Origin of the sequence: Promicromonospora sp. NPDC057138, from assembly GCF_042670845.1 — a bacterium.
Classification (GTDB): Bacteria; Actinomycetota; Actinomycetes; order Actinomycetales; family Cellulomonadaceae; genus Promicromonospora.
Window position 1 is genome coordinate 32,806 of the sequence record NZ_JBHUUX010000033.1, and the last position, 21,826, is coordinate 54,631.

18 protein-coding genes are annotated in these 21,826 nt (G+C 72.4%); 2 read left to right on the forward strand and 16 right to left on the reverse strand.

All coding sequences use genetic code 11. From position 1 onward, the window contains the following. Positions 1-22 precede the first annotated feature (22 nt). Entirely contained in the window at positions 23-919 is an 897-nt protein-coding gene (locus ACFT2C_RS17800) for a glycine betaine ABC transporter substrate-binding protein (RefSeq protein ID WP_377208399.1), read from the forward strand. 159 nt (positions 920-1,078) lie between these two features. Here the strand turns inward: ACFT2C_RS17800 and ilvC are convergent, their stop codons facing one another. The 16 genes from ilvC to ilvD all read right to left on the reverse strand — a co-directional run bounded on the left by ilvC (position 1,079) and on the right by ilvD (position 20,518). Beyond that, positions 1,079-2,107 (reverse strand): ketol-acid reductoisomerase, encoded by a 1,029-nt coding sequence (gene ilvC, locus ACFT2C_RS17805; protein WP_377208400.1) that lies wholly within the window; start codon positions 2,105-2,107, stop codon positions 1,079-1,081. Between the two features lie 48 nt (positions 2,108-2,155). Next, the gene (gene ilvN, locus ACFT2C_RS17810) at positions 2,156-2,680 is read right to left on the reverse strand and encodes an acetolactate synthase small subunit (RefSeq protein ID WP_377208401.1); all 525 of its coding nucleotides are present in this window, start codon (positions 2,678-2,680) and stop codon (positions 2,156-2,158) included. A gap of 16 nt (positions 2,681-2,696) precedes the next feature. Continuing rightward, the gene (locus ACFT2C_RS17815) at positions 2,697-4,577 is read right to left on the reverse strand and encodes an acetolactate synthase large subunit (RefSeq protein WP_377208402.1); all 1,881 of its coding nucleotides are present in this window, start codon (positions 4,575-4,577) and stop codon (positions 2,697-2,699) included. A 268-nt stretch (positions 4,578-4,845) separates the two neighbouring features. Beyond that, complete coding sequence (locus ACFT2C_RS17820) at positions 4,846-5,610, reverse strand: hypothetical protein (protein ID WP_377208403.1); 765 nt, start codon at positions 5,608-5,610, stop codon at positions 4,846-4,848. Further along, positions 5,607-7,889 (reverse strand): ATP-binding cassette domain-containing protein, encoded by a 2,283-nt coding sequence (locus ACFT2C_RS17825; RefSeq protein WP_377208404.1) that lies wholly within the window; start codon positions 7,887-7,889, stop codon positions 5,607-5,609. The genes ACFT2C_RS17820 and ACFT2C_RS17825 overlap by 4 nt, the downstream gene beginning before the upstream one ends. A 43-nt stretch (positions 7,890-7,932) precedes the next feature. Further along, the gene (locus ACFT2C_RS17830) at positions 7,933-8,907 is read right to left on the reverse strand and encodes an NAD-dependent epimerase/dehydratase family protein (protein ID WP_377208405.1); all 975 of its coding nucleotides are present in this window, start codon (positions 8,905-8,907) and stop codon (positions 7,933-7,935) included. Next, the gene (locus ACFT2C_RS17835) at positions 8,904-10,679 is read right to left on the reverse strand and encodes an AMP-binding protein (RefSeq protein ID WP_377208406.1); all 1,776 of its coding nucleotides are present in this window, start codon (positions 10,677-10,679) and stop codon (positions 8,904-8,906) included. Before ACFT2C_RS17835 ends, ACFT2C_RS17830 begins: the two co-directional genes overlap by 4 nt. After that, positions 10,676-11,965, reverse strand: coding sequence for a cytochrome P450 (locus ACFT2C_RS17840; protein WP_377208407.1), 1,290 nt, complete (start codon positions 11,963-11,965; stop codon positions 10,676-10,678). Before ACFT2C_RS17840 ends, ACFT2C_RS17835 begins: the two co-directional genes overlap by 4 nt. A 98-nt stretch (positions 11,966-12,063) precedes the next feature. Then, on the reverse strand, positions 12,064-12,873 hold the full coding sequence (locus ACFT2C_RS17845) for a glycosyltransferase (RefSeq protein WP_377208408.1): 810 nt from the start codon (positions 12,871-12,873) through the stop codon (positions 12,064-12,066). Beyond that, positions 12,870-14,066, reverse strand: coding sequence for a 3-oxoacyl-ACP synthase III family protein (locus ACFT2C_RS17850; protein ID WP_377208409.1), 1,197 nt, complete (start codon positions 14,064-14,066; stop codon positions 12,870-12,872). Before ACFT2C_RS17850 ends, ACFT2C_RS17845 begins: the two co-directional genes overlap by 4 nt. A 113-nt stretch (positions 14,067-14,179) precedes the next feature. Further along, on the reverse strand, positions 14,180-15,145 hold the full coding sequence (locus ACFT2C_RS17855) for an ATP-binding cassette domain-containing protein (RefSeq protein WP_377208410.1): 966 nt from the start codon (positions 15,143-15,145) through the stop codon (positions 14,180-14,182). Continuing rightward, positions 15,142-15,954, reverse strand: a complete 813-nt coding sequence (locus tag ACFT2C_RS17860) for an ABC transporter permease (RefSeq protein ID WP_377208411.1) — start codon at positions 15,952-15,954, stop codon at positions 15,142-15,144. The genes ACFT2C_RS17855 and ACFT2C_RS17860 overlap by 4 nt, the downstream gene beginning before the upstream one ends. After that, a complete protein-coding gene (locus ACFT2C_RS17865; RefSeq protein WP_377208412.1) occupies positions 15,947-16,765 on the reverse strand; it encodes an ABC transporter permease in 819 nt (272 codons plus the stop codon). The genes ACFT2C_RS17860 and ACFT2C_RS17865 overlap by 8 nt, the downstream gene beginning before the upstream one ends. A gap of 112 nt (positions 16,766-16,877) precedes the next feature. Then, entirely contained in the window at positions 16,878-17,192 is a 315-nt protein-coding gene (locus tag ACFT2C_RS17870) for a 4a-hydroxytetrahydrobiopterin dehydratase (protein ID WP_377208413.1), read from the reverse strand. After that, entirely contained in the window at positions 17,185-18,564 is a 1,380-nt protein-coding gene (locus ACFT2C_RS17875) for a VOC family protein (RefSeq protein ID WP_377208414.1), read from the reverse strand. The genes ACFT2C_RS17870 and ACFT2C_RS17875 overlap by 8 nt, the downstream gene beginning before the upstream one ends. A gap of 97 nt (positions 18,565-18,661) precedes the next feature. Further along, positions 18,662-20,518, reverse strand: coding sequence for a dihydroxy-acid dehydratase (ilvD, locus tag ACFT2C_RS17880; protein WP_377208415.1), 1,857 nt, complete (start codon positions 20,516-20,518; stop codon positions 18,662-18,664). Positions 20,519-20,813: 295 nt separating this feature from the next. Between ilvD and ACFT2C_RS17885 the strand changes: the two genes are divergently transcribed. Next, the gene (locus tag ACFT2C_RS17885; RefSeq protein WP_377208416.1) at positions 20,814-21,794 is read left to right on the forward strand and encodes a glycoside hydrolase family 11 protein; all 981 of its coding nucleotides are present in this window, start codon (positions 20,814-20,816) and stop codon (positions 21,792-21,794) included. Positions 21,795-21,826: the final 32 nt, after the last annotated feature.

Here is a 21,826-nt window from a genome sequence, read left to right on the forward strand (position 1 = left end):
TACGAAACGAAAGGCCTGAAAGATGATCGGCACGACCGGCAAGCGGATCGGAGCCGCCACGGCGGTTCTCACCCTGACCCTCGGCCTCACGGCCTGCGGCTCGAGCGAGGAGGGCGGCGACAGCGGCGGCGAGACCATCACGCTGGGCATCATCCCCTCGTGGACCGACGGCCTGAGCACCGCCTACCTGTGGAAGAACATCCTCGAGGAGGACGGCTACACGGTGGAGATCGAGGAGATCAACGACGCCGCGCCGCTGTACACCGGGCTCGCCGAGGGCGACATCGACGTGTACCCGTCCGCGTGGCCCGAGGTCACGCACAAGTCCTACATGGACGAGTACGGCGACGACATCGAGGACCTCGGCGCCTACTACGACGACGCCAAGCTGACCATGGCCGTCCCGGAGGACTCGGACCTGAAGTCGATCGAGGACCTCGTCGGCAAGTCTGCCGACTACGACGGCAAGATCGTCGGCATCGAGGCGGGCGCCGGCCTCACCAAGGCCGTCCAGGAGCAGGTCATCCCGGAGTACGGCCTGGACGCGGACGGCTGGGAGCTCCAGACCTCCTCGACGCCGGCCATGCTGAACGCCCTGGAGGAGGCCGTCGACGCGAAGGAGGACATCGTCGTCACGCTGTGGCGCCCCTTCTGGGCGAACAACGCGTTCCCCGTCCGCGACCTCGAGGACCCCAAGGGTGCGCTCGGTGAGCCGGAGGGGCTGCACGAGCTCGCGACCGCAGGGTTCAGCGAGGAGTTTCCCGAGGTCGCCGAGATGATGGCGAACGCCAAGCTGGACGACGAGCAGTACGGCACCCTGGAGGACCAGGTCGTCAACCAGAACCCGGACGACCCGGCCGCCGGCGTCGAGGCCTGGCTGGCGGACAACCAGGACTGGGTGGACACGCTGAAGGGCTGACCCAGCCCGAGTGGTCGGCAATCCGTCACATGATCGGTACCCCGGAATGCCGACTACCTGACGGACTGCCGATTGCCTGACGGATTGCCGACCACATCGGTCTCGCAGACAGAACAGCGCCCCACCCCCGTCCGGGGAGTGGGGCGCTGCTCTGTCGCGTCAGCGGGCCGCGGAGCCCTCGACGTAGTCCGAGTCGGACGGCTTGATCCACGCGAACATCTTGCGCAGGTCGCGGCCCGTGGCCTCGATCGGGTGCTGCTCGCCCTTGGCGCGCAGCTCCTTGAACTCGGGGGCGCCGGCGTCCTGGTCGGCGATGAACCGCGCCGCGAAGGCGCCGTTCTGGATGTCGGCCAGCACGGCCTTCATGTTCTCCTTCACGTGCGGGTCGATGACCCGCGGGCCGGAGACGTAGTCGCCGTACTCGGCCGTGTCGGAGACGGACCAGCGCTGCTTGGCGATGCCGCCCTCGATCATCAGGTCGACGATCAGCTTGAGCTCGTGCAGCACCTCGAAGTACGCGACCTCCGGCTGGTAGCCGGCCTCGGTCAGCGTCTCGAAGCCGTACTGGACGAGCTGCGAGGCGCCGCCGCACAGCACGGCCTGCTCACCGAACAGGTCGGTCTCGGTCTCCTCGGTGAACGTCGTCTTGATACCGGCGGCACGCAGGCCGCCGATGCCCTTGGCGTACGAGAGGGCGAGGTCCCAGGCGGTGCCGGACGCGTCCTGCTCCACCGCGACGATCACGGGCACGCCGCGGCCGTCGGCGAACTCGCGGCGCACGATGTGCCCCGGGCCCTTGGGGGCGACCATGAGGACGTCGTGCCCGGCCTCGGGCTTGATGTACCCGTAGCGGATGTTGAAGCCGTGCCCGAAGACCAGCGCCGCGCCCTCCTTGAGGTTCGGCGCGATGTCCTCGGCGTACAGGTGCCGCTGCACCTGGTCGGGCGCGAGGATGACGACGACGTCGGCATCCCGGACGGCGTCGGGCACGGTGGCGATGGTGAAGCCCTCGTTCTCGGCCTTCTGGCGGGACGCCGAGCCCTCGCGCAGGCCCACGGTGACCTGCACGCCGGAGTCGCGCAGGTTCAGGGCGTGCGCGTGGCCCTGGCTGCCGTAGCCGATCACAGCAACCTTCTTCTGCTGGATGACCGACAGGTCGGCGTCGTCGTCGTAGAACAGCTCAGCCACGGTTCTTGCTCCTTGAGTTGATATCTCGGGTGAACACAATTCTTCAGGTCACGCGGACCGCACCGCACGCTCGAACGCGCGGTCGGTGATGGACCGGGCCCCCCGGCCGATGGCCAGTGTCCCGGACTTCACGATCTCACGGACGCCGTACGGTTCCAGCGCTGAGAGAAGAGCGTCGAGCTTCGCGGCGGGTCCCGTGGCCTCGATGACCACGGCCTCCGGCACGACGTCGACGACGCGCGCCCGGAACATCTCGACGACTTCCAGCACCCCGGTACGGGTGGCGGCGTCGGCCCGCACCTTGACGAGCAGGAGCTCGCGGTGCACTGACGACTCGGGTTCGAGCTCGACGATCTTGATCACGTGGATGAGCTTGTTGAGCTGCTTCGTGACCTGTTCCAGGGGGTGCTCCTCGACGTCGACCACCACGGTGATGCGCGAGATCTCCTCGTGCTCCGTGGGGCCGACCGCCAGGGAGTGGATGTTGAACGCGCGACGGGCGAACAGACCGGCGACGCGCGTGAGCACGCCGGGCTTGTTCTCCACGAGCACGGACAGGGTGTGCCTCGACATGGGATTCAGTCCTCGCTCAGTCTTCTCGGTCCCACGCCGGCGAGATGCCGCGTGCGTACTGGATGTCGTCGTTGCTCACGCCGGCGGCGACCATGGGCCACACCATCGCGTCCCGCGAGACGGTGAAGTCCACGACGACGGGCCGGTCGTCGATCTCGTTGGCCCGCTTGATCGCGGCGTCGACCTCGGAGGCGTGCTCCACGCGGATGCCCTCGCAGCCGTACGCGTCGGCGAGCTTCACGAAGTCGGGCACCCGCATCGTGCCGTGCCCGGTATGCAGGTCGGTGTTGGAGTAGCGCGACTCGTAGAAGAGCGTCTGCCACTGCCGCACCATGCCCAGCGAGCTGTTGTTGATCACCGCCACCTTGATGGGGATGTCGTTGATCGTGCAGGTGGCGAGCTCCTGGTTGGTCATCTGGAAGCAGCCGTCGCCGTCGATCGCCCACACGGTCCGGTCGGGCATGCCCACCTTCGCGCCCATCGCGGCGGGCACGGAGTAGCCCATGGTGCCGAGGCCGCCGGAGTTGATCCAGGTGTTCGGGCGCTCGTAGCTGATGAACTGCGCGGCCCACATCTGGTGCTGCCCCACGCCCCCGACGTAGATCCCGTCCGGCCCGGTCAGCTCGCCGATGCGCTGGATCACGTGCTGCGGCGCGAGGTGGCCGTCCTCCGGCTGGGTGTAGCCGCGGGGGTAGGTGTGGCGCCACTCGTCGAGCTGGCGCCACCAGCCCTCGATGTCCGGCTTGCCGTGCTCCTCGTGCTCCCTGGCCAGCTCGGGCAGCAGGTCGCCGATGACCTCGCGGAGGTCGCCCACGATCGGGACGTCCGCCTCGCGGTTCTTGCCGATCTCCGCCGGGTCGATGTCCGCGTGGATGATCGCCGCCAGCGGGGCGAAGCTCGAGAGCTTGCCCGTCACGCGGTCGTCGAACCGGGCGCCGAGCGCGAAGACCAGGTCCGCCTTCTGCAGCGCCGCCACCGCGGGCACCGTGCCGTGCATGCCGGGCATGCCGAGGTGCTGCGGGTGGCTGTCCGGCACAGCGCCGCGGGCCATCAGCGTGGTCACGACGGGCGCGCCGGACAGGTCGACGAGCTTGCGCAGCAGGTCCGCCGCGCCCGACCGGATGACGCCGCCGCCCACGTACAGCACCGGCCGCCGGGCGGTGGCCAGCAGCTTCGCCGCCTCGCGGATCTGCTTCGAGTGCGGCTTCGTCACCGGGTGGTAGCCGGGCAGGTTCAGCTCCTGCGGCCACGAGAACGTGGTGCGCGACTGCATGGCCGACTTCGAGATGTCCACGAGCACCGGACCGGGCCGCCCCGTGGAGGCGATGTGGAACGCCTCCGCGATGGTGCGCGGGATCTCGGCCGGGTCCGTGACCAGGAAGTTGTGCTTGGTGATCGGCAGCGTGATGCCGACGATGTCGGCCTCCTGGAACGCGTCCGTGCCGATCGCGGACGAGGCCACCTGACCGGTGATCGCCACGAGCGGGATCGAGTCCATGTGCGCGTCCGCTATCGGCGTCACCAGGTTCGTCGCGCCCGGGCCCGACGTCGCCATGGTCACCCCGACCCTGCCGGTCGCGTGGGCATAGCCCGACGCCGCGTGCCCGCCGCCCTGCTCGTGCCGCACCAGGATGTGGCGGAGCTTGGCGGAGTCCATGAGCGGGTCGTAGAGGGGCAGGATCGCCCCGCCCGGGATGCCGAAGACGGTGTCGACACCGACCTCCTCGAGCGAGCGGACGATGGACTGCGCGCCCGTGACTTCTTCCGGCCCGACGCGAGGCGCGGCCGCCTCGGGCTCGGCCTTACCACCTACCCCGCGGGACCGAAGCTCGGTGCGCACCTGGTCACGCGCCTCGGCGCGCGCGGCGATCTGTGCGGGTGTCGGTGTGCCGGTCATACGGATCTCCTGCCGTCGCGCCCCGTCTTGGGGCGAAAGCGAGCGTTCGTGACAACAAAAAAACCCCGGGTCCTTGGTGAGAAGGACTGCCAGGGTGAGCGCGCGGACGATGCCTGTGCTGGGCTTAGGCCGCGCGCTCAGGAAGTACTACGAGAATGATCGTCTGCACGTCACGCACGTTACGCCGAATTTTCGGCGATGTCACCCAGCGGGCCGAAGGTCCCACGATCCGAGACGCGACGGCGGTCCAGCCCCGGGATTCCGAGCCTCAGCGCACATCCCGGTGCCGGAACACTACCGAGCCGAGCACGGTCAGCACCACCGTGAGGCCCAGCAGCAGGAGCGCGCTGTGCACCAGCGGGACTGCCAGGAGCCCGTCGCCGGACAAGACCGTCCGCGTACCCCGGACCCATGCGTCCGCGCTCGTGAACGGGAACCAGTCCCGAACACTGGACGGCGCGCTCGCCGCCACCTGCTCCTCGAACAGGAACCACGCCACCGCGAGCGCGACCGCCACCCACCAGCGCCGCACCAGCACGCCGAGCGCTGCTCCGCCGACCGCCGCGCACACCGCCAGGGCGAGCACCCGGACGCCGCCCCACGTCATCGCGTACACCAGGTCCGACGGCGGACCGCCGAGCACGTCGGCGCGCGCGTGCACCCAGTACATGCCGGACGCCAGCAGCGTGTAGGCCGCCGCGATCCCCGGCACCACCGCTAGCCCGGCGGCCGCCAGCTTGCTCCAGTACACGCGGCCGCGGCGCGGTTCGACGGTCAGCAGCGCCCGCGTCCCGCCCGACGCCGCCTCCCCCGTCACCAGCAGCACGCCCGCCACGTAGGCGAGGAACACCGACGTCATTGCATAGAACGAGATCTGCCCCTGTTCGAGCATCGCCGCGAGCGTCGACACCTCCGGCGCGAACGCCGTCAGCACGACCGCCAGCGCCACGTGCGCCAGCATCGCCACCGCGATCCACCGGATCGCCGGCCGCACGCCGAACCGGCGCAGCTCGGCCCACAGCAGACCCATCATCGTCTCCCCTTGGAGCGCTTCTTGCCCCGGCCCTGGCCCGGCCGCTGCTGCCCCGGGTTCTGTCGTCCCTGACCCTGGCGCCGGGCCTGGTCCTGGGGGCCCGGCTTCGGAGTGCCCGGATCTGGAGTGCCCGGGTCCAAGTCCTCGGACTCCCACTCGTCCGGTTCGAGGTCGTCCGGTTCAAGATCGTCCAGCTCTTCGCCGGCCGACTCAAGCTCGTCCAGCTCGGATTCGTCCGGCTCGAGGTCGTCCAGCTCGACCTCCTCCGGTTCGCCGTCGCCCGACCTCGACGAGGCTTTGTCGGCTGCCGGCTTCGAGTCTCCGGCCGGTGCCGCCTTCGTCGTCGTGCCCTGGTCGCGACCGCCCGGCTCGACCTGCCCGCCCGAAGTCTCCGCTGCGCGCCGGCTCAGGAGCGCCTTGGCGCCCTCCTTCTGGGCCGACAGCCTGGCGGCACGCGCGTCGGCGGCCCCCTGTTTCTTGGCGGCCCTGTCGTCGATCGCGGCCTGTCTTGCCTCCGCCTTCGCCTGCTCGGCGGCAGCCTTCGTGGCCGCCCTCTCCGCGGCCGCCGACTCCTTCGCGTCGATCGCCGCCTGCTTCTGCGCGGCCTTGTCGTCGACCTTGGCTTGCTTGTCGTCGATCCTGGCCTGCCTGGCATCGACCTTGGCCTGCATCGCGGCCGCCTTGGCATCCGCGGCCGCCTGTTTCGCCGCCGCCTTGGCATCCGCAGCCGCCTGTTTCGCCGCCGCCTTCGCGTCAGCGGCCGCCTTCCGCTCGGCGAGCCGCGCCTCGGCGGCCTCCTGCTTCTCCGCGACCTTGGCGTCGAACGCGGCCCGCCGCTGCGCGAGCTTCGACTGCTTCGGCGGAGGATCGGTCTCCGCGGCGGCCGCGGCCTTCCCCGCGGTCGCCGGTTTCGGGGCCGACTTCGGCAGAGCCTTCGGAGTTACCTTCGGCGACGCCGCACTGCCGGCCGGGTTCGGCACCAGCTTGGGGGCAGGCTTCGAGACCGCGCTCGGAGCGGGCTTCGCGGCGGGCTTCGGGGCCGGCCCCGGCACGGCAGCCGCGGCGGCCCGCTCCCCGGCCGACGCGATGCCGCTCACGGCGGGCTTCCCCGTCGACCTCCGGGCTTCCTTCGCGGCGGCCCGCTCGGCGAGGGCCGCCGCCTTCGCAGCGGCCCGGGCGTCGGTCGCCGCCTGCTTCGCCGCGGCGTCCTCGGCCGCCTTTTCCTCGGCCGCGGCCTGCTTCGCGGCCGCTTCCTTGTCGGCCTTGCGCTGGTCGGCGGCCTTCTTCCGGTCCGCGGCCTTCCGTTCGGCCGCCTTGCGAGCGGCCCGTTCCTCGGCGCGGCTGGGCGGCTCCGGGGTCGGCGCGACGACCGGGCGCAGCCGCCCGACGACGGCCGCGAGATCCTCCCGCTGCGGCACCAGCTCGCTCGCGAAGAGCTTCTGCTTGGCGAGCGCCCGCCCGATGTCGGCGGGCTCGGCGACGTCGTCGACGTGCAGCGCGTCGCCGTCGGCCCGGACCTTGAAACCCGCCGCGCGCAGGGTCGCGGCCGCCTTGCCCGGCTCGTCGATACCCACCCGGACGCTGACCTTGGCGTCGCCCAGGAGATCGGCGACGGTGCCCTGCACGAGGACACGGCCGCCGTCGAGCACCGTTACCGTGTCCGCGATCTGCTGCGCCTCGGTGAGGACGCCGGTCGCGACCAGGACGGTCTTGCCCTGGTCCGCGAGACGACGCAGCGCGTGGCGGATCTCGCGGGCGCCGACGGCGTCGAGCCCTGCGCTCGGGTCGTCGACGACGAGCAGGTCGGGATCGCGTAGCAGGGCGGCCGCGAGCGCCAGCCGGCGCTCCTCGTCGGCCGAGTAGGTGCCGTAGGCGGCCTTCGCACGGTCGGCGAGGACCACGCGCGTGAGCACCTCGTCGACGCGGGCACGCGGCACGCCTGCCGCGCTCGCGAGGAGGGCCAGGTTGCGGCGGCCGCTCAGCCTGGCCTGGAACCCGGGTTCGCCGACGACGGCGCCGATGCGGCCGGCGAGGTCGGGCAGGCCGTCCGGGACGTGGGTGCCGAAGATCTTCATTGCGCCCCCGTCCGCGCGAGCGAGGCCGGTGAGCAGACGCAGCGTGGTGGTCTTGCCCGAGCCCGCGAGCCCGAGGAGCGCGTGCACGCCGCCGGCCGGCACCCGCAGGTCCAGCCCGTCGACGGCCACGGCGCGCCCGCGCACCGAGCGGTACGCCTTGCGCAGCCCGAGCGTCTCGATCGCGACGTCGCTCTCCGGGATCACCCGCACAGGGTAGGGCATTCCAGACAGCCCCCTGTTTCGACGGCTACCAGCTCATCGCGCCGTGCAGCGACGTCGGGGCCGGGTCGACGCCGAGGCGCTCGCGCAGGACCGTGAGGTCGTAGGTGCGCTCCATCGCGAGGTGGCTGATCGCGTACCGCGACAGGCGCGGCTCCCGGCCGGTCCACCGGGACAGCCGCTCCCCGGCCCAGGCCAGCGCGTTCGCCAGCCGGATCGGGATCCCCACCACCTGCACCGGCCGGAACCTGGCGAACATCAGCAGCTCGAGGGTCTCGTTCAGGTCCACGGGCCGGGCGTCGGCGACGTTGGCCACGAGCGGCCGGCCGGCAGCGATCTCCGGCTCGACGTCGGCGTCCAGGGCCGCCCGCACCGCGCGGGCCAGCGTCTCGATGTGCGTGAGGTGCTGGCGCACGTTCCCGCCGCCCGGGATCGGCAACCAGGTGCCGACAGCCGCGGCCTCGAGGCGCGGCAGCAGGGTGGTGTCGCCGGGTCCGTACACGGCGTGCGGCCGCAGCACCACGACGGGCCCGCGGTCCTCGTGCGCGGCGTCGGCCGCCAGGTAGCGCTCGGCGGCCGCCTTGGTGGAGCCGTACGCGTTGACGTATCCAAGCGCGGGCGCCTCCGCCTCGGTCACGGCGACGCTCGGCGTGCGGGGGTCGTACACGCTGCCCGAGGACACGTGCACAAACCGCGCCTCCGGGAACGTCTCGCGCACGGCGCGCGTGCCCTCGACGTTGACCACCCACGCGCGGGCGTGGTTGCCGCCGTCGCCCACGGCCGCCCCGCAGTGCACGACGGCGTCGATGTCCTGGGGCCGGTCCTCCTTGGCCAGCGGCCCGTCCCGCAGGTCCCAGAACTGGTGCGAGACCTGGTGCAGGATCTCGTTGGGCAGACGAGGTACGCGGCGCGAGAACGCCACGATCTCGTGGCCGTGCGCCGCGAGGTCGCGGACCACAGCACCCCCGACAAAACCTGACGAACCGGTCACAGCCACCCTCATGCGCGCACTGTACCCGTCAGGGGTGACACCAGGTTGACCAGCAGGCGACGGTCAGGCTTCCGGGAGCGGCCCGCGACCGGCAGGTGCGACGCCTCGACCACCAGATCGGGCAGCGCGCCGTGGTCCAGCACCCCCGCGACCTGGTCCGCCACCGACCGGGCCAGGTCCGTACCGGCCCGGATCTCCGGCGCGCCGGACCCCCCGGGCCCGCCCTCCGCGGTCACCACGAGGACCACCCGCTCGTCGCCGTCGGGCACGGGAACGCCCACCAGGACGGCGTCCGCCACGCCGGGCAGCTCCCGCAGGCGGGGCTCGAACAGGCCCGGATAGATGTTCACCGTGCCGCGGATGATCATGTCGCGGTTGCGGCCGACCAGCACGATCCGCCCGTCGGCGTCCTGGTAGGCGAGGTCGCCCGTGCGATGCTCGGTCGCGCGCGCAAGCCCTGCGTCGAGGTCCGACAGGTACCCCGTCATCAGGGACGGCCCGGTCAGCACGAGTTCGCCCACCCGCGGTTCGCCGTCCGACGGCGGCAGGCCCGCCGCGGCGTCGTCCGCGTCGACGGCGTCCGCGTCGACGGCGTCCGCGTCGATCCGCACGCCGATGCCGTCGAGCGGACGTCCGACCAGGTCGCCGGACGCCGCCGCGGCGATCTTCTCCTCCGCGTCCGTCACCGCGGCCGGCAGGATCTCCGTCGCGCCGTAGACGGCGAGCCACCGCGTATCCGGCAGGACGCGGCTGCCCCGTTCGAGCAGCGCGACCGTGACGGGCGCGGCGCCGACGGCCAGCACGGCCGGGCCCGCCGCAGGATCCGCGCCGCCCCGGGCCTCCAGGACGTCGAGCAGCGCCGTCACGTCGGCCGGGACCAGGAACGACGAGTCGGCCCCCGCGACGCCGCGCGCGAACGCCTCCGGCGCGTCCTTGGGCGACCGCGCCGGGATCTCCCACGTGCCGCCGGCGAGGATCGCCGGGAGCCCGAGGAACATCTGGTCTGTGTGCGCCCGCTGACCGGGCTTCAGGTCGCCGACCTGGGCGAACAGGCCCAGCATCCCGCCGAGCGTGCGGGCCGTGTGCACCACTGCCTTGGGGTCCGACGTCGTCCCCGACGTGAAGACGACGAGCGCCTCCCGGTCGGCGTCGTCCGACGCTCTCCCCGACGAGGAAGCCAGGCCCCGAGCCGGACCCGTGCCAGGAGCGGACGCCGCACCCCGCGCCGCCAGGCCCGCCACCCGCCGGGCGCCCCGCGGCACGCCCGGGAGCCACGGACCGGTGTACAGGTGCCGCACGGGCAGCCGCCCGTAGTCCGGGAGGAGCAGCCCGCGCGACCGGGCGATCCCCCGCAGCGGGCCGGACGACGCCGCGTACAGCAACGCCTCCGTCGCGGCCCAGCGGGGCTTCGCCGCCGCGATCCGCGCGGCGAACAGCTCCGGCGTCGAGCCCGGATCCACGAAGACGACGGCGCCACCCGCGCGCAGGACCGCGAGACACAGGAGCACGCCCTCCGGTCGGGGCCGGATGCTGAACAGCACGCGGTCCCCCGGCGCCAGACCCTGCGCGACCAGGCCCGCCGCCGTCCGCTCGATCCGGTCGGCCAGGTCGCCGAACGTCACCTCCTCGCGCACGCGCGTCCCGTCCCGGCGATCGAACGGGCCGCGACCGAACGAGCCGCGGAACCGGCCGTCCCCGAACCTTCTGTCGCCGAACCAGCGCAGCGCGACGACGTCGGGCGCGTCCCTTGCGACGGCCAGCAGGTCGTCCAGGAAGTGCGTCATGCCACCGTCTCCGAGGTCGGGTCCTGGCCGGCGGCCCGCAGGTTCAGCTCCAGCGAGCGGTATCCCGGGACCAGCACGCCACGCGCGGCGCGGCGCCGCCCCACGACCGGGACCTGGCCGTCCGACGCGGCGGCCGCCAGCGCGTCCAGGACCGCGTCCACCTGCGCGATCGCCAGCGGCATGCCGAGGCAGAAGTGCGGGCCCGCGCCGAACCAGAGGTGCCGCACGGCGGGGTCGACCGGCCGCTCGGGGTCGAAGCCGCCGGATGCCCGGCAGCAGTTCACGGTGGCGATCACCACGCGGTCGCCCGCGGCGACCGGCAGGCCGCCCACCGAAGCGTCGGCGCGGACCGAGCGCAGCATCGCCGGCGTCGGCACGGTGACGCGCAGCCCCTCCTCGACGGCCCGGCGCCGTAGCTGCGGGTCGTCCGCCAGCAGGCGCGCGGTCCATCCGGTGTCGTGCGCGATCGCGACGAGCCGGGGCACGAACGACTGGATGGTCTCGGTCCCGGTGAGCACGAACGCCCCCACCGCCCCCATCGCCTCGCGCTCCGACAGCCCCAGGTCGCGCATCCGCCCGGGCACCGTCGCCGCATCGCCAGCCCGGTACGCGGCGCGCGCGGGCGCGGTCAGCCGCTCCAGCACGGCCCGCGCCTGCGCCACCTGGGACCGGGTGAGCCCGTGCCGGTGCAGCCGCACCATCCCCGTGATCGTCTGGGCAGCAGCCATGGACGAGCGCACGGCGTCGTCCGTCGGCGGCAGTCCGACCATCCCGCAGATCACCGCCCCGGCCTGCGCGGTGACGGCCGCCGCGAGGTCGACGGTCTCCCCCGCGGCGAGCCGCCGCGTGAGGTCCGGAAGCACGCCCGCGCCGTCGGACCCGCCAGCGCCACCCGCGCCGTCCGCCGTCACGAGCTCGCGCACCGCCCGGGGCGAGAACAGCGGCCCGAGCGCGCGCCGCAGCGCCGCGTGCTCGGCGCCCTCCATGTTCAGCAGGACGGACGGCCCGAGCACCGGCGTCCACAGGTCCGACGGCGCCCCCGGGCCCACCTTCGAGAAGTGGTCCTGGTCGAGCAGCACCTCGCGCGCGATCGCGGCGTCGCTCACCACCACACCGATGCGTGGCACGCGCACCACCGGCCGGTCGCGCGCGGACCGGAGCGCCGGGTAGGCCAGCGGATGCGCGGCCCGCTGCACGTGCTCCTCCCAGACCACCTCGGCCGATGCGCCGTCGCCCGGTGCGTCGGCCGCCACGGGCCGGCGGTTGACCACAGCAGTTGCTGCCAAGGCCAGCCTCGTCCTGGCAGAAGCTGCTGTGGTCGACCGGCGCCCGGCGGGCGGCGGCGCCGCGACGGCCGTCGCGCGGCGCGCGGACAGGCTCCGCCTCATCGGATGTCCACGACCTCGGGCCGGTAGCGGTGGTCCGCGTACCAGCCGAGCGTGCGCACCAGGCCCCAGGCGTGCACGCGGCGCGTCGACGCGCGCACCCACACCTCGGGATGCTCGGCGTACCGCGTCGTCAGCCGCCGCACAGCGTTGACCAGGGCGCGGTCCTCGTGCAGGTCCTCGATCCGGGTCCGCGGGAACCCGCCCGCGCGCTCGTACAGGGACGCGGTGATCGCCATGTTGCAGCCGGGCGTCATCACGTACGGCCCGAGGTAGCCGTCGTCCTGGTTGCCGGGGCGGACCTTGCCGAACGTGCTCGACGCCCACAGCGCGAACGACAGCACGCCCTGCTGGAACCGCGACACCGGCAGGTCGTCGGTGCGCGGCACGAGCCGCCCCGCGACCAGCTCGTCGCCCGACGCGAACGCCTCCCGCACCGCGCGGGTCCAGGTCGGCGGTGGCAGGCAGTCGGCATCGGTCCGGGCCAGCAGGTCGGCACCGAGCCCGATGGCGGCTCGCATACCCGTGTCGGCGGCGGCGCCGGTCCCCTTCTGGGCCTCCTCGACGACTCGCCAGCGCAGCCGCCCCCAGTCCGCTATCGCCTTGCGGACGATGTCGGGCGTGCCGTCGGTGGACCCGTTGTCCACGACCACCAGGTCGAAGTCGTCGTCCTCCTGCGCGTGCAGCGCCTCGAGCGTGCGCAGGATCCCGTGCTCGTGCGCCTCGTTCAGCGCGGGCACGACGACGGCGAGGCGCGGGCGCTCTGCTGCTTCTCCCGCGCCCTCCGGCATACCGAAAGCGTCGCTCACCACCGGACCACCATCGCCCCCATGCTGATCCCGCCGGCCAGCCCGAGAAGGAGCACGACGTCGCCCCGCTGCAGCCGGCCGGACTCCAGCGCGGTGGCGAGCTGCAGCGGCAGCGTCGCCGAGGCGATGTTGCCGTGGTCGGCCACGGTCACGATGGTGCGGTCGGCCGGCACGCCGAGCGTCCGGTGCACGTCCGCGAGGTACGTCACCGCCACCTGGTGCACCGCGACGAGCGCGACGTCGTCCATGGTCACGCCCGCGGCGTCCAGGGCCTCGTCCACGGGGCCGGACCCGAACGCGTCGAACGCCTCCCGCAGCCGCGAGCCGTCGATCTCGAAGTAGCTCCGTTCGGGGTCTCGCGGGTTGACCGTGCCGCCGCCCGGGAGCATGCCGACGTCCCAGTGCCGCGACTCGGCGGCGAAAGCCGAGCCGAGGATGCCCGACGGCCGGCTGGGCTCGACGAGCACCGCGAGCTCGGCGGCGAGGTCGTCCTCGAAGCCGTCGCCGTACCCCGACCCGGGTCCCGCCCCGACGACCACTCCCGCGCCCGCTCCGGCGCCCGTCGCCTCGACGAGCACCGCGGCCCCGGCGTCGGACATCGTGTAGCCCGCCGCGGACATCGCGTAGGTGCGGCGGTCCGGCACGTCCCACCGGACCCCGCGCGTGGGCATCTCGCCGCACGCGACGAGCACCCGGCGGTACCGGCCGGTGCCGATGAGCGCCTCGGCCACCTCGATGCCGTTGAGCACGGAGTTGCAGGCGTTCTTGACGTCCATCACCGGCGCGCGGACGCCGAGCTTGGCGGCGGTGATGTGGCTGGTCGCGGGCTCGATCATGTCCTGGGTCGCAGAGGCAAAGATCAGCAGGTCGACGTCCTCGGGGCCCAGCCCCGCGCGGTCCAGGACGATGCGCGAGGCGGCGACGGCGAGGTCGGAGGCCTGCTGGTCGTCGTCGGCCACGTGGACGCGGCGCACGCCCGTCAGGCGCGCCACCATCGGGAGGCGGGGCGCGACCTTCGGGTTCCTGCGGTGCAGCTCGCGCTCGGCGTCGGCCACGTCTCGCGTGCGCTCGGGCAGGTGAACGGCGACCTGAGCGATGCGGGCGACGGGGTGCCGGGACTGCCGGGGCTGCTGGGACGGCTCGGTGGATCGGGCGGTGACCGCGTTCAGCACGGCGGCTGGTTCGGGAAGCACTCGGCACAGGGTAGCGGTCAGTGGGAGCCGGATGGTCGGCAGAATGTCAGATCATCGGCACCTCGGACTACCGATCACCTGACATTCTGCCGACCACCCGGGCAACGGGAGGGTCAACGCCGGGCGGCGCGGTAGATCTCGCGCACCACGTCCTCGATGTCGGGCTCGGTGATCGACAGGTCCAGCACCTCCGCCCGCTCGGAGACGGCGGCGAGCACCCGCGCCGCCGTCGTCCGCTCCGGGTCGAACGCGAGGCGCTGCCGCAGGCCGCCCGACTCGCTCCGGACGTGCTCGGCGCCGTCGAGGTCGACCAGGTCACCGCTCGCGGTAGCGAGGTCCACCACGAGCTCGCGCCGCGCGCCCACCGTGCGGGCCAGCCCGTCCAGAGTGCCGTCGAACGCGAGCCGGCCGTGGTCGACGACGAGGATCCGGTCGCAGAGCCGCTCGACGTCGCCCATGTCGTGGGTGGTGAGCAGCAGCGTCGTACCGTGCTCGCGGCGCTGTGCCACGAGGAACTCACGCAGGCGCTGCTTGGACAGCACGTCCAGGCCGATCGTCGGCTCGTCGAGGATCACCAGCTCCGGCCGGTGCAGCAGCGCGGCCGCCACCTCGGCCCGCATGCGCTGCCCCAGGGAAAGCTGCCGCACGGGCGTGCCCAGGAACTCGCCCATCTCGAGCATGTCGACGAGCTCGGCGGTGCGGGAGCGCTCGTCGGCTGCGGACAGGGAGTGGATCGCGGAGAGGATCGAGAACGACTCCCGCACTGGCAGGTCCCACCAGAGCTGCGAACGCTGCCCGAAGACCACGCCGACCCGGCGCGCGAGCGCGCGACGCTGCTTCAACGGGTGCAGCCCCACCGTGGTCACCGCGCCGCTCGTGGGCACCAGGATGCCGACCAGCATCTTGATGGTGGTCGACTTCCCGGCGCCGTTCGCGCCGATGTAGCCCACCGACTCGCCGGCCTCGATCGTCAGGCTCAGGTCGTCCACGGCGACGTGCCGGGGCCGCCGGAACCTGTCCTTCCGGTTCGGCCGGCCCGTGAACACCCGGGTCAGGCCCTCGGTCTCGATGACGTTCATCCGCCCGCTCCTCGGTAGTGACGAAGGCCCCAGCGCCAGCACAGCCCCGCGCAGGCGACAGCCCACAGTGCCGCAATCGGTGCGCACCAGCCCAGCCAGGCCGGCAGGCCGGCGGGGCCGGGCGCGCCGAGCAGGGTGGACACCGGCAGGTAGGCGGCGAAGGCGACCGGAAAGACGGCGCCGAAGACGACCAGCAGGCCACGCGGCCACACGTTTGCAGGCTGGGTTGCCGCGTACCGGCCGCCGTAGACGAACGCGTTGGTCATCTCGGAGCCGTTGATCAGGAAGAACTGCAGTCCGGCAGCAGTGACGAACTGCGCGGTGAAGATGACGAACCCGCAGACCAGAGCCAGGACGAGCAGCCCGAGCGTGCCGGCGCTCCAGTCGAGGTCGTTGAGCACCAGCCCCGCGCCCAGCGCCGTCGCGCCCACCAGGCAGCGCCCGATCCGCCGCAGGCTGAGGTCGCTCGTGACGAGCTGCGCCAGCACCGGCTGCGGCCGCAGGAAGAACACATCGAGGGTGCCCGCTCGGACGTACTGCGGAAGGTTGTCGCAGTGGCCTGCCACGAGGTCGGCCAGCGAGAAGGCGAGGTCGGACAGGCCGAACACGAGCATGATCTGCGCGAGCGTGAACCCGCCGATCTGGTCGGTGGCGGTGTACAGCACCCAGATCTCGGTGAACTCGATCATCCCCACGAGCACCGCGCCGGCCAGGTCCATGCGGAAGCTGACCCGGTGGCTCGCCTGCGAGCGCCCGCGGCTGCCGAGAACCGCCCGGTAGGCGCGCAGCGAGCGCCGTATGTCAGCCACCCTGCACCTCCAGCCTGCGGCGCCCGGCCCGCGTGGTCAGGTGCCCGACGCCGAGCACCACCGCCAGCCACACCAGCTGCACCCCGAGGTGCTGCCACGCGCCCGGCCCGGTGACCTGCCCGGAGAGCAGGTCGATCGGGAACTGCATCATCGACGGGAAGGGCGTCAGCAACGCGAGGGTCAGCAGCCAGTCCGGGAACAGGTAGATCGGCGTGTAGAGGCCGGCGAAGAAGCCGGAGGCGGCCATGTAGAACACGCTGACGCCGCGTGTCTCCACGAGCCAGAACCCTGCGGTCGCCACCACGTACACGGTGGCGTGCGAGACCGTGATGCCGATCAGCAGGCTGACCAGCCCCAGCGTGTAGGCGGCGGCGTCGGGCGGCAGGGCCATGCTCGACACCAGCACCCCGATGACGACGCTCGGCAGCCCGCGCGGCAGCAGGGCGAACAGCCCCTTGCCGACGTCGGTCAGGACGTGCGCCGCCTGCACACCGACCGGCCGCAGGAAGTCGACGGCGACGTCGCCCGACTTGATCCGGGCCTGCAGGTCGCTGCCGCCCCAGAAGTTCACCGAGCCGAGCATCCCCTGCCCCAGCCAGACGAACGCCGCCATGGTGGCCGCCGAGTACCCGGCCAGCTCGCCGCCGGAGCTCTCGACCGCAGCGCCCATGATCCCGCCCTTGAGCAGGCCGAACGTCGCGTTCGCCACCAGGCCCGCCAGCGTCGCCAGGGGGTAGGCAGACTGCCCGCGGATACCCGCTACCAGGAACCGCCAGTAGGGGTTCCGAGCGGGGGGCGGGAGCGAGCGCACAAACGCGAGACACTACCCGACTCCGGTCCGGAGCGCGCGATCTTTTTCACGCCGCCCGACCTGCTGTCTGCTAGGCCGTTCGAAGCACCCGGCCTCAGGCTGCGACCGCCCGTCAGAGCTCGCCCTGGTCCGCCTCGATGCTGAGCTCGCGAGCCGCTGCCGAGATCTCCCGCGCGAGCGCGAGGTCCCGCCGGGACAGCCCGCCGATGTCGTGCGACGAGGTCCGCACGGTCACCGTTCCGTAGCGCAGGTCGACGTCCGGGTGATGGTTGGCGGACTCAGCGAGTGCGCCGATACGCGTGATCAGCCTCAGGCCCGTGGCGAACGAGCCGGTGGTGAACCGCGCGACGGCGGAATCGCCCTGCACCCGCCAGTGGCGTGTGCCCCCGTCCGCGGTGAACTCGGCAGCGGTGATCGCGTCAGTCATGAGTTGCCTCCTCCTTCTCGGCATCCTGCCGTCCGGTGCCCTGCGCCGCGAGCCAGATCTCCTCCCGCCCCGGGACCACGGCGACGTCGACCTCGTTGCCCTCCGGGTCGGCGAGGGTCCACCACTCCGGCGCTTCCGCGTCGTACACGATGCGCCCGCCCGCAGCGACGGCCGCCGCGATCCTCGCCGCGGCCTGGTCGTCCGGGACGTACACGTCCACGTGGATCCGGTTGCGCTGGGCCAGCCGCTCGGTCTCCGACGGGTCTGCCGGCTGCAACATGATCGGCGGGTTCAGCCCGCGCGGGTCGTACAGGTCGTACGGCGCCCCGCCGGGCACGACGTCGGTGAGCGGCCGGTACCCCAGCGTCGCAGCCCAGAAGTTCCGTACCGCTGGCAGGTCGACGGCGTCGATCGCGATCTGGAGGTCGAGCACCCCGGCCGGGTCCGCGATCAGCCCTAGCTCCCGCGCCGCCGCCTGGACCTGGGGGAACACCGGCGTGTACGCGGGCACCGTCCACCGGTCCTTGCCCGTCGAGATCGTCACCGCGTCCGGCCTCAGCGAGATCAGCAGGGCGACCCCGGCCTCGTCGGCGACCCGCGCCGCCGCCTCGGCGAGCGCCAGCGCAGCGTCCGACCCCGACGGCTCCTCGGTCCCGGGCCTGACCCGGTACCGCACCATCGCAGAGAGCATGGCCCGCCAGTCCTCGGCCCCGGCAAGACCGCTCAGGTCGTCGCCGGGCGTGAGCGGGAAGACGTCGACCTCGTTGCCCTCGGGGTCGGCGAGCGTCCGCCACATGCCCGAACGGACGATCGTCCCGCCGTCACCCACGACCGCCGCTACCCGCGCAGCGGCCAGGTCGTAGGGCGTCCCCGCGTCGAGGTGGATGCGGTTGCGCAGCGGCCGGGGCGCATCCATGTCCTGGAACCAGATGCCGGGGTGCAGCCGCCGCGGGTCGATCACGTCCTCGCCGTCGACGTCGTACCCCAGCGCTGTCGCCCAGAAGGACATCACCGCCGACGCGTCGAGCGCGTCCAGCGTCAGGTTGACGTGCTGCACCGCTGTCGGGTCTGCGACGAGCCCGAGCTCCCGCGCGACCCCGGAGACCTGGGCGGCCAGGGCGACGTCCCGGTCGGTGAGGCTCCCGAGCTCCGCCACGTGGATCCGGACGTGCACGCCCGAGTCCCGCAGGTCGACGTCGGGCACGATCCCGAGACCGGCACCGGACTCGACGACCCGCCGGACGAGCACGGCCCCTGCGGCGTGCGACGGCGCGGAGAACCACGCGCTCACGCCCCACCCGAGCACCCGCCAGTCCTCGGTGCCCTCCCGCTCCTGGAACTGCTTCCCGGTCATCCCGCCGTCGCCGGCCATGTCGTCTCCCGATCCGTCTCGATCACGTCACGGGAACCACCCTGCCACGACCCACTGACACGCCCGCGGGGTGGAACCACCACCCCGCGGGACGATCTCAGCCCAGCTTCGAGACGTCGCGGACCGCGCCCCTGTCGGCGCTGGTCGCGAGGGCGGCATACGCGCGCAGCGCCGGCGACACGTACCGGTCGCGGGCCACCGGCTCCCACGGTCGCTCCGAGGACTCCATCTTCGCGCGCCGCTCGGCGAGCACCTCGTCCGGCACGTTGATCCGGATCATGCGGGTGTCGACGTCGATCTCGATCTCGTCGCCGTCCTCGACCAGGCCGATCGCGCCGCCCGCGGCCGCCTCCGGGGAGACGTGCCCCACGGAGATGCCGCTGGAGCCGCCGGAGAACCGGCCGTCCGTGATCAGGGCGACCACCTTCCCGAGCCCGCGCCCCTTGATGTACGACGTCGGGTAGAGCATCTCCTGCATGCCCGGCCCGCCGGCGGGACCCTCGTAGCGCACGACCACGACGTGGCCCGGCTCGACCTGCTTGGTCAGGATCTTCTCGACGGCCTCGTCCTGCGACTCGCAGACGAGCGCCTTGCCGACGAAGTGGAACACGTCGGGGTCGACGCCCGCCGTCTTGAAGACGGCGCCGTCCTCGGCGAGGTTGCCGCGCAGCACGGCGAGCCCGCCCTCGACGGTGTAGGCGTGCTCGACGTCGCGGATGCAGCCGCCCGCGCCGTCCGTGTCGAGCGACTCCCACTGGTTGTTCGTGGAGAACGCCTGGGTGGTGCGCACCCCGCCGGGCGCCGCGTGGAACAGGCCGAGCGCCCGCTCGGTGGCCTTGCCACCGCGGATGTCCCAGTCGTCGAGCCACGCGCGCAGGGTGGGCGTGTGCACCGAGGTGACGTCGTGGTCCAGCAGGCCGCCCCGGTCGAGCTCGCCCAGCAGCGCGGGGATGCCGCCCGCCCGGTGGACGTCCTCCATGTGGTAGTCCGGGTGGTTCGGCGCGACCTTCGACAGGCACGGCACCCGGCGGCTGATGCCCTCGATGTCGGAGAGCGTGAAGTCGACCTCGGCCTCCTGGGCCGCCGCGAGGATGTGCAGCACGGTGTTGGTGGACCCGCCCATGGCGACGTCGAGCGTCATCGCGTTCGCGAACGCCGCCTTGGTGGCGATCCCGCGCGGCGCGGCGGTGTCGTCCTCGTCGTCGTAGTAGCGACGGGCCAGGTCGACGATGGTGCGGCCGGCCTCCAGGAACAGCTCCTTGCGGGCGGCGTGCGTCGCGAGCGTCGAGCCGTTGCCCGGCAGCGACAGGCCCAGGGCCTCCGTGAGGCAGTTCATCGAGTTCGCGGTGAACATGCCGGAGCAGGACCCGCACGTGGGGCACGCGTTCTCCTCGACCAGGCCGAGGGCCGCGTCGTCCACACCTTCGTCGGCGGAGTAGTTGATCGCGTTGATCAGGTTCAGCGGCGTCTTGGCGACGCCGTCGGCGACCACGGCCTTGCCGGCCTCCATCGGCCCGCCCGACACGAAGATCACCGGGATGTTCAGCCGCAGCGCGGCGTTGAGCATGCCGGGCGTGATCTTGTCGCAGTTCGAGATGCAGACGAGGGCGTCCGCCGTGTGCGCCTGCACCATGTACTCCACGGAGTCCGCGATCAGGTCGCGGCTCGGCAGGGAGTAGAGCATCCCGGCGTGGCCCATCGCGATGCCGTCGTCGACGGCGATCGTGTTGAACTCCTTGGCGACGCCGCCGGCCTCCCGGATCGCCGAGGCCACGAGGTCGCCCATGTCCTTGAGGTGTACGTGCCCCGGCACGAACTGCGTGTACGAGTTCGCGATCGCGATGATCGGCTTCCCGAAGTCCTCGGAACCCATGCCCGTGGCACGCCAGAGCGCGCGGGCTCCGGCCATGTTGCGGCCGTGGGTGGACGTCCGGGAGCGCAGGGGACGACTCATGACGGTTCAGCTCCTTCGATGCTGGGTGGCCGCGCTGGGTGTCCGCGCACTGTGCGGGGCAGGCGGCCTCCGCACGCTACCTCCGGTCCGCGCATGCGGACACCGGCGTCCACAGGGTGACCCCGTCACCCTTGACCCGGCCATGCGGCGTGTGCACACTTGCTACCGGCGGGCCGCCGACGTCGAAACTATCGGCCCTGCCTGCAAGGATGCCCGGTCACCTGGACGCCGCTGTTCGGGTCCCGCAGGCGTCGACGCACGTATCCGCTCACTGCTACGTACAACGAGGTGCGACATGGCGAAAACGTTTACCACTGCGAAATCGTTTGCTGCGCGATCAGGCCCGCCGCGCCGCGGCCGCCTGCTCCAGATGCTCGCGAGCATCGGCGCCACCGTGACCCTGCTCGCGGCCGGATTGGTGGCCGCCGCCGTCCCCGCGGCGGCGGTGGACCGCAACGAGACCGGCACCCACGACGGGTACTTCTACTCGTTCTGGACCGACGCCCCGGGGACCGTCTCCATGAACCTCGGGTCGGGCGGCAACTACTCCACCCAGTGGAGCAACACCGGCAACTTCGTCGCCGGCAAGGGCTGGGCCACCGGCGCCCGGCGCAACGTGACCTACTCGGGCACGTTCAATCCCTCCGGGAACGCCTATCTCACGCTGTACGGCTGGACCAGGAGCCCGCTCGTCGAGTACTACGTGGTCGACAACTGGGGCACCTACCGGCCCACCGGCGAGTATCAAGGCACCGTCACCAGCGACGGCGGCACCTACGACATCTACAAGACCATGCGCTACAACCAGCCCTCGATCGAGGGTATCCGGACGTTCCCGCAGTACTGGAGCGTCCGCCAGCAGAAGCGCACCGGCGGCACCATCTCCGCCGGCAACCACTTCGACGCCTGGGCCGCGCACGGCATGAACCTGGGCAACCACGACTACCAGATCCTGGCCACCGAGGGGTACCAGAGCAGCGGCAGCTCGAACATCACCATCGGCGCGACCGGCGGCGGCACGTCCTGCACCGTCAGCGTGACCAGGGGGCAGGAGTGGAGCGACCGGTTCAACGTGAACTTCTCGGTCAGCGGGGCCAACAGCTGGACCACCAGGATCAGCCTGTCCGGCGGCCAGTCGCTGCAGAACAGCTGGAACGCCAACGTCACCGGCAGTACCGGGACGCTGACCGCGACACCGAACGGGTCCGGCAACAACTTCGGCATCACCGTGTACAAGAACGGCAGCAGCACGCTGCCGACGGCCACGTGCTCATGACGCGCGTGCCCCGTTGACCGGGGCGGGATGCG

Excerpts from the sequence above, each read along its gene's own strand:
- ACFT2C_RS17885 (WP_377208416.1), top strand. The coding sequence starts at position 20,814 with ATGGCGAAAACGTTTACCACTGCGAAATCGTTTGCTGCGCGATCAGGC.
- ACFT2C_RS17830 (WP_377208405.1), bottom strand. The coding sequence starts at position 8,907 with ATGAGGGTGGCTGTGACCGGTTCGTCAGGTTTTGTCGGGGGTGCTGTG.
- ACFT2C_RS17875 (WP_377208414.1), bottom strand. The coding sequence starts at position 18,564 with ATGGCCGGCGACGGCGGGATGACCGGGAAGCAGTTCCAGGAGCGGGAG.
- ACFT2C_RS17800 (WP_377208399.1), top strand. The coding sequence starts at position 23 with ATGATCGGCACGACCGGCAAGCGGATCGGAGCCGCCACGGCGGTTCTC.
- ACFT2C_RS17835 (WP_377208406.1), bottom strand. The coding sequence starts at position 10,679 with ATGACGCACTTCCTGGACGACCTGCTGGCCGTCGCAAGGGACGCGCCC.
- ilvD (WP_377208415.1), bottom strand. The coding sequence starts at position 20,518 with ATGAGTCGTCCCCTGCGCTCCCGGACGTCCACCCACGGCCGCAACATG.
- ilvN (WP_377208401.1), bottom strand. The coding sequence starts at position 2,680 with ATGTCGAGGCACACCCTGTCCGTGCTCGTGGAGAACAAGCCCGGCGTG.
- ACFT2C_RS17815 (WP_377208402.1), bottom strand. The coding sequence starts at position 4,577 with ATGACCGGCACACCGACACCCGCACAGATCGCCGCGCGCGCCGAGGCG.
- ACFT2C_RS17855 (WP_377208410.1), bottom strand. The coding sequence starts at position 15,145 with ATGAACGTCATCGAGACCGAGGGCCTGACCCGGGTGTTCACGGGCCGG.
- ACFT2C_RS17870 (WP_377208413.1), bottom strand. The coding sequence starts at position 17,192 with ATGACTGACGCGATCACCGCTGCCGAGTTCACCGCGGACGGGGGCACA.
- ACFT2C_RS17820 (WP_377208403.1), bottom strand. The coding sequence starts at position 5,610 with ATGATGGGTCTGCTGTGGGCCGAGCTGCGCCGGTTCGGCGTGCGGCCG.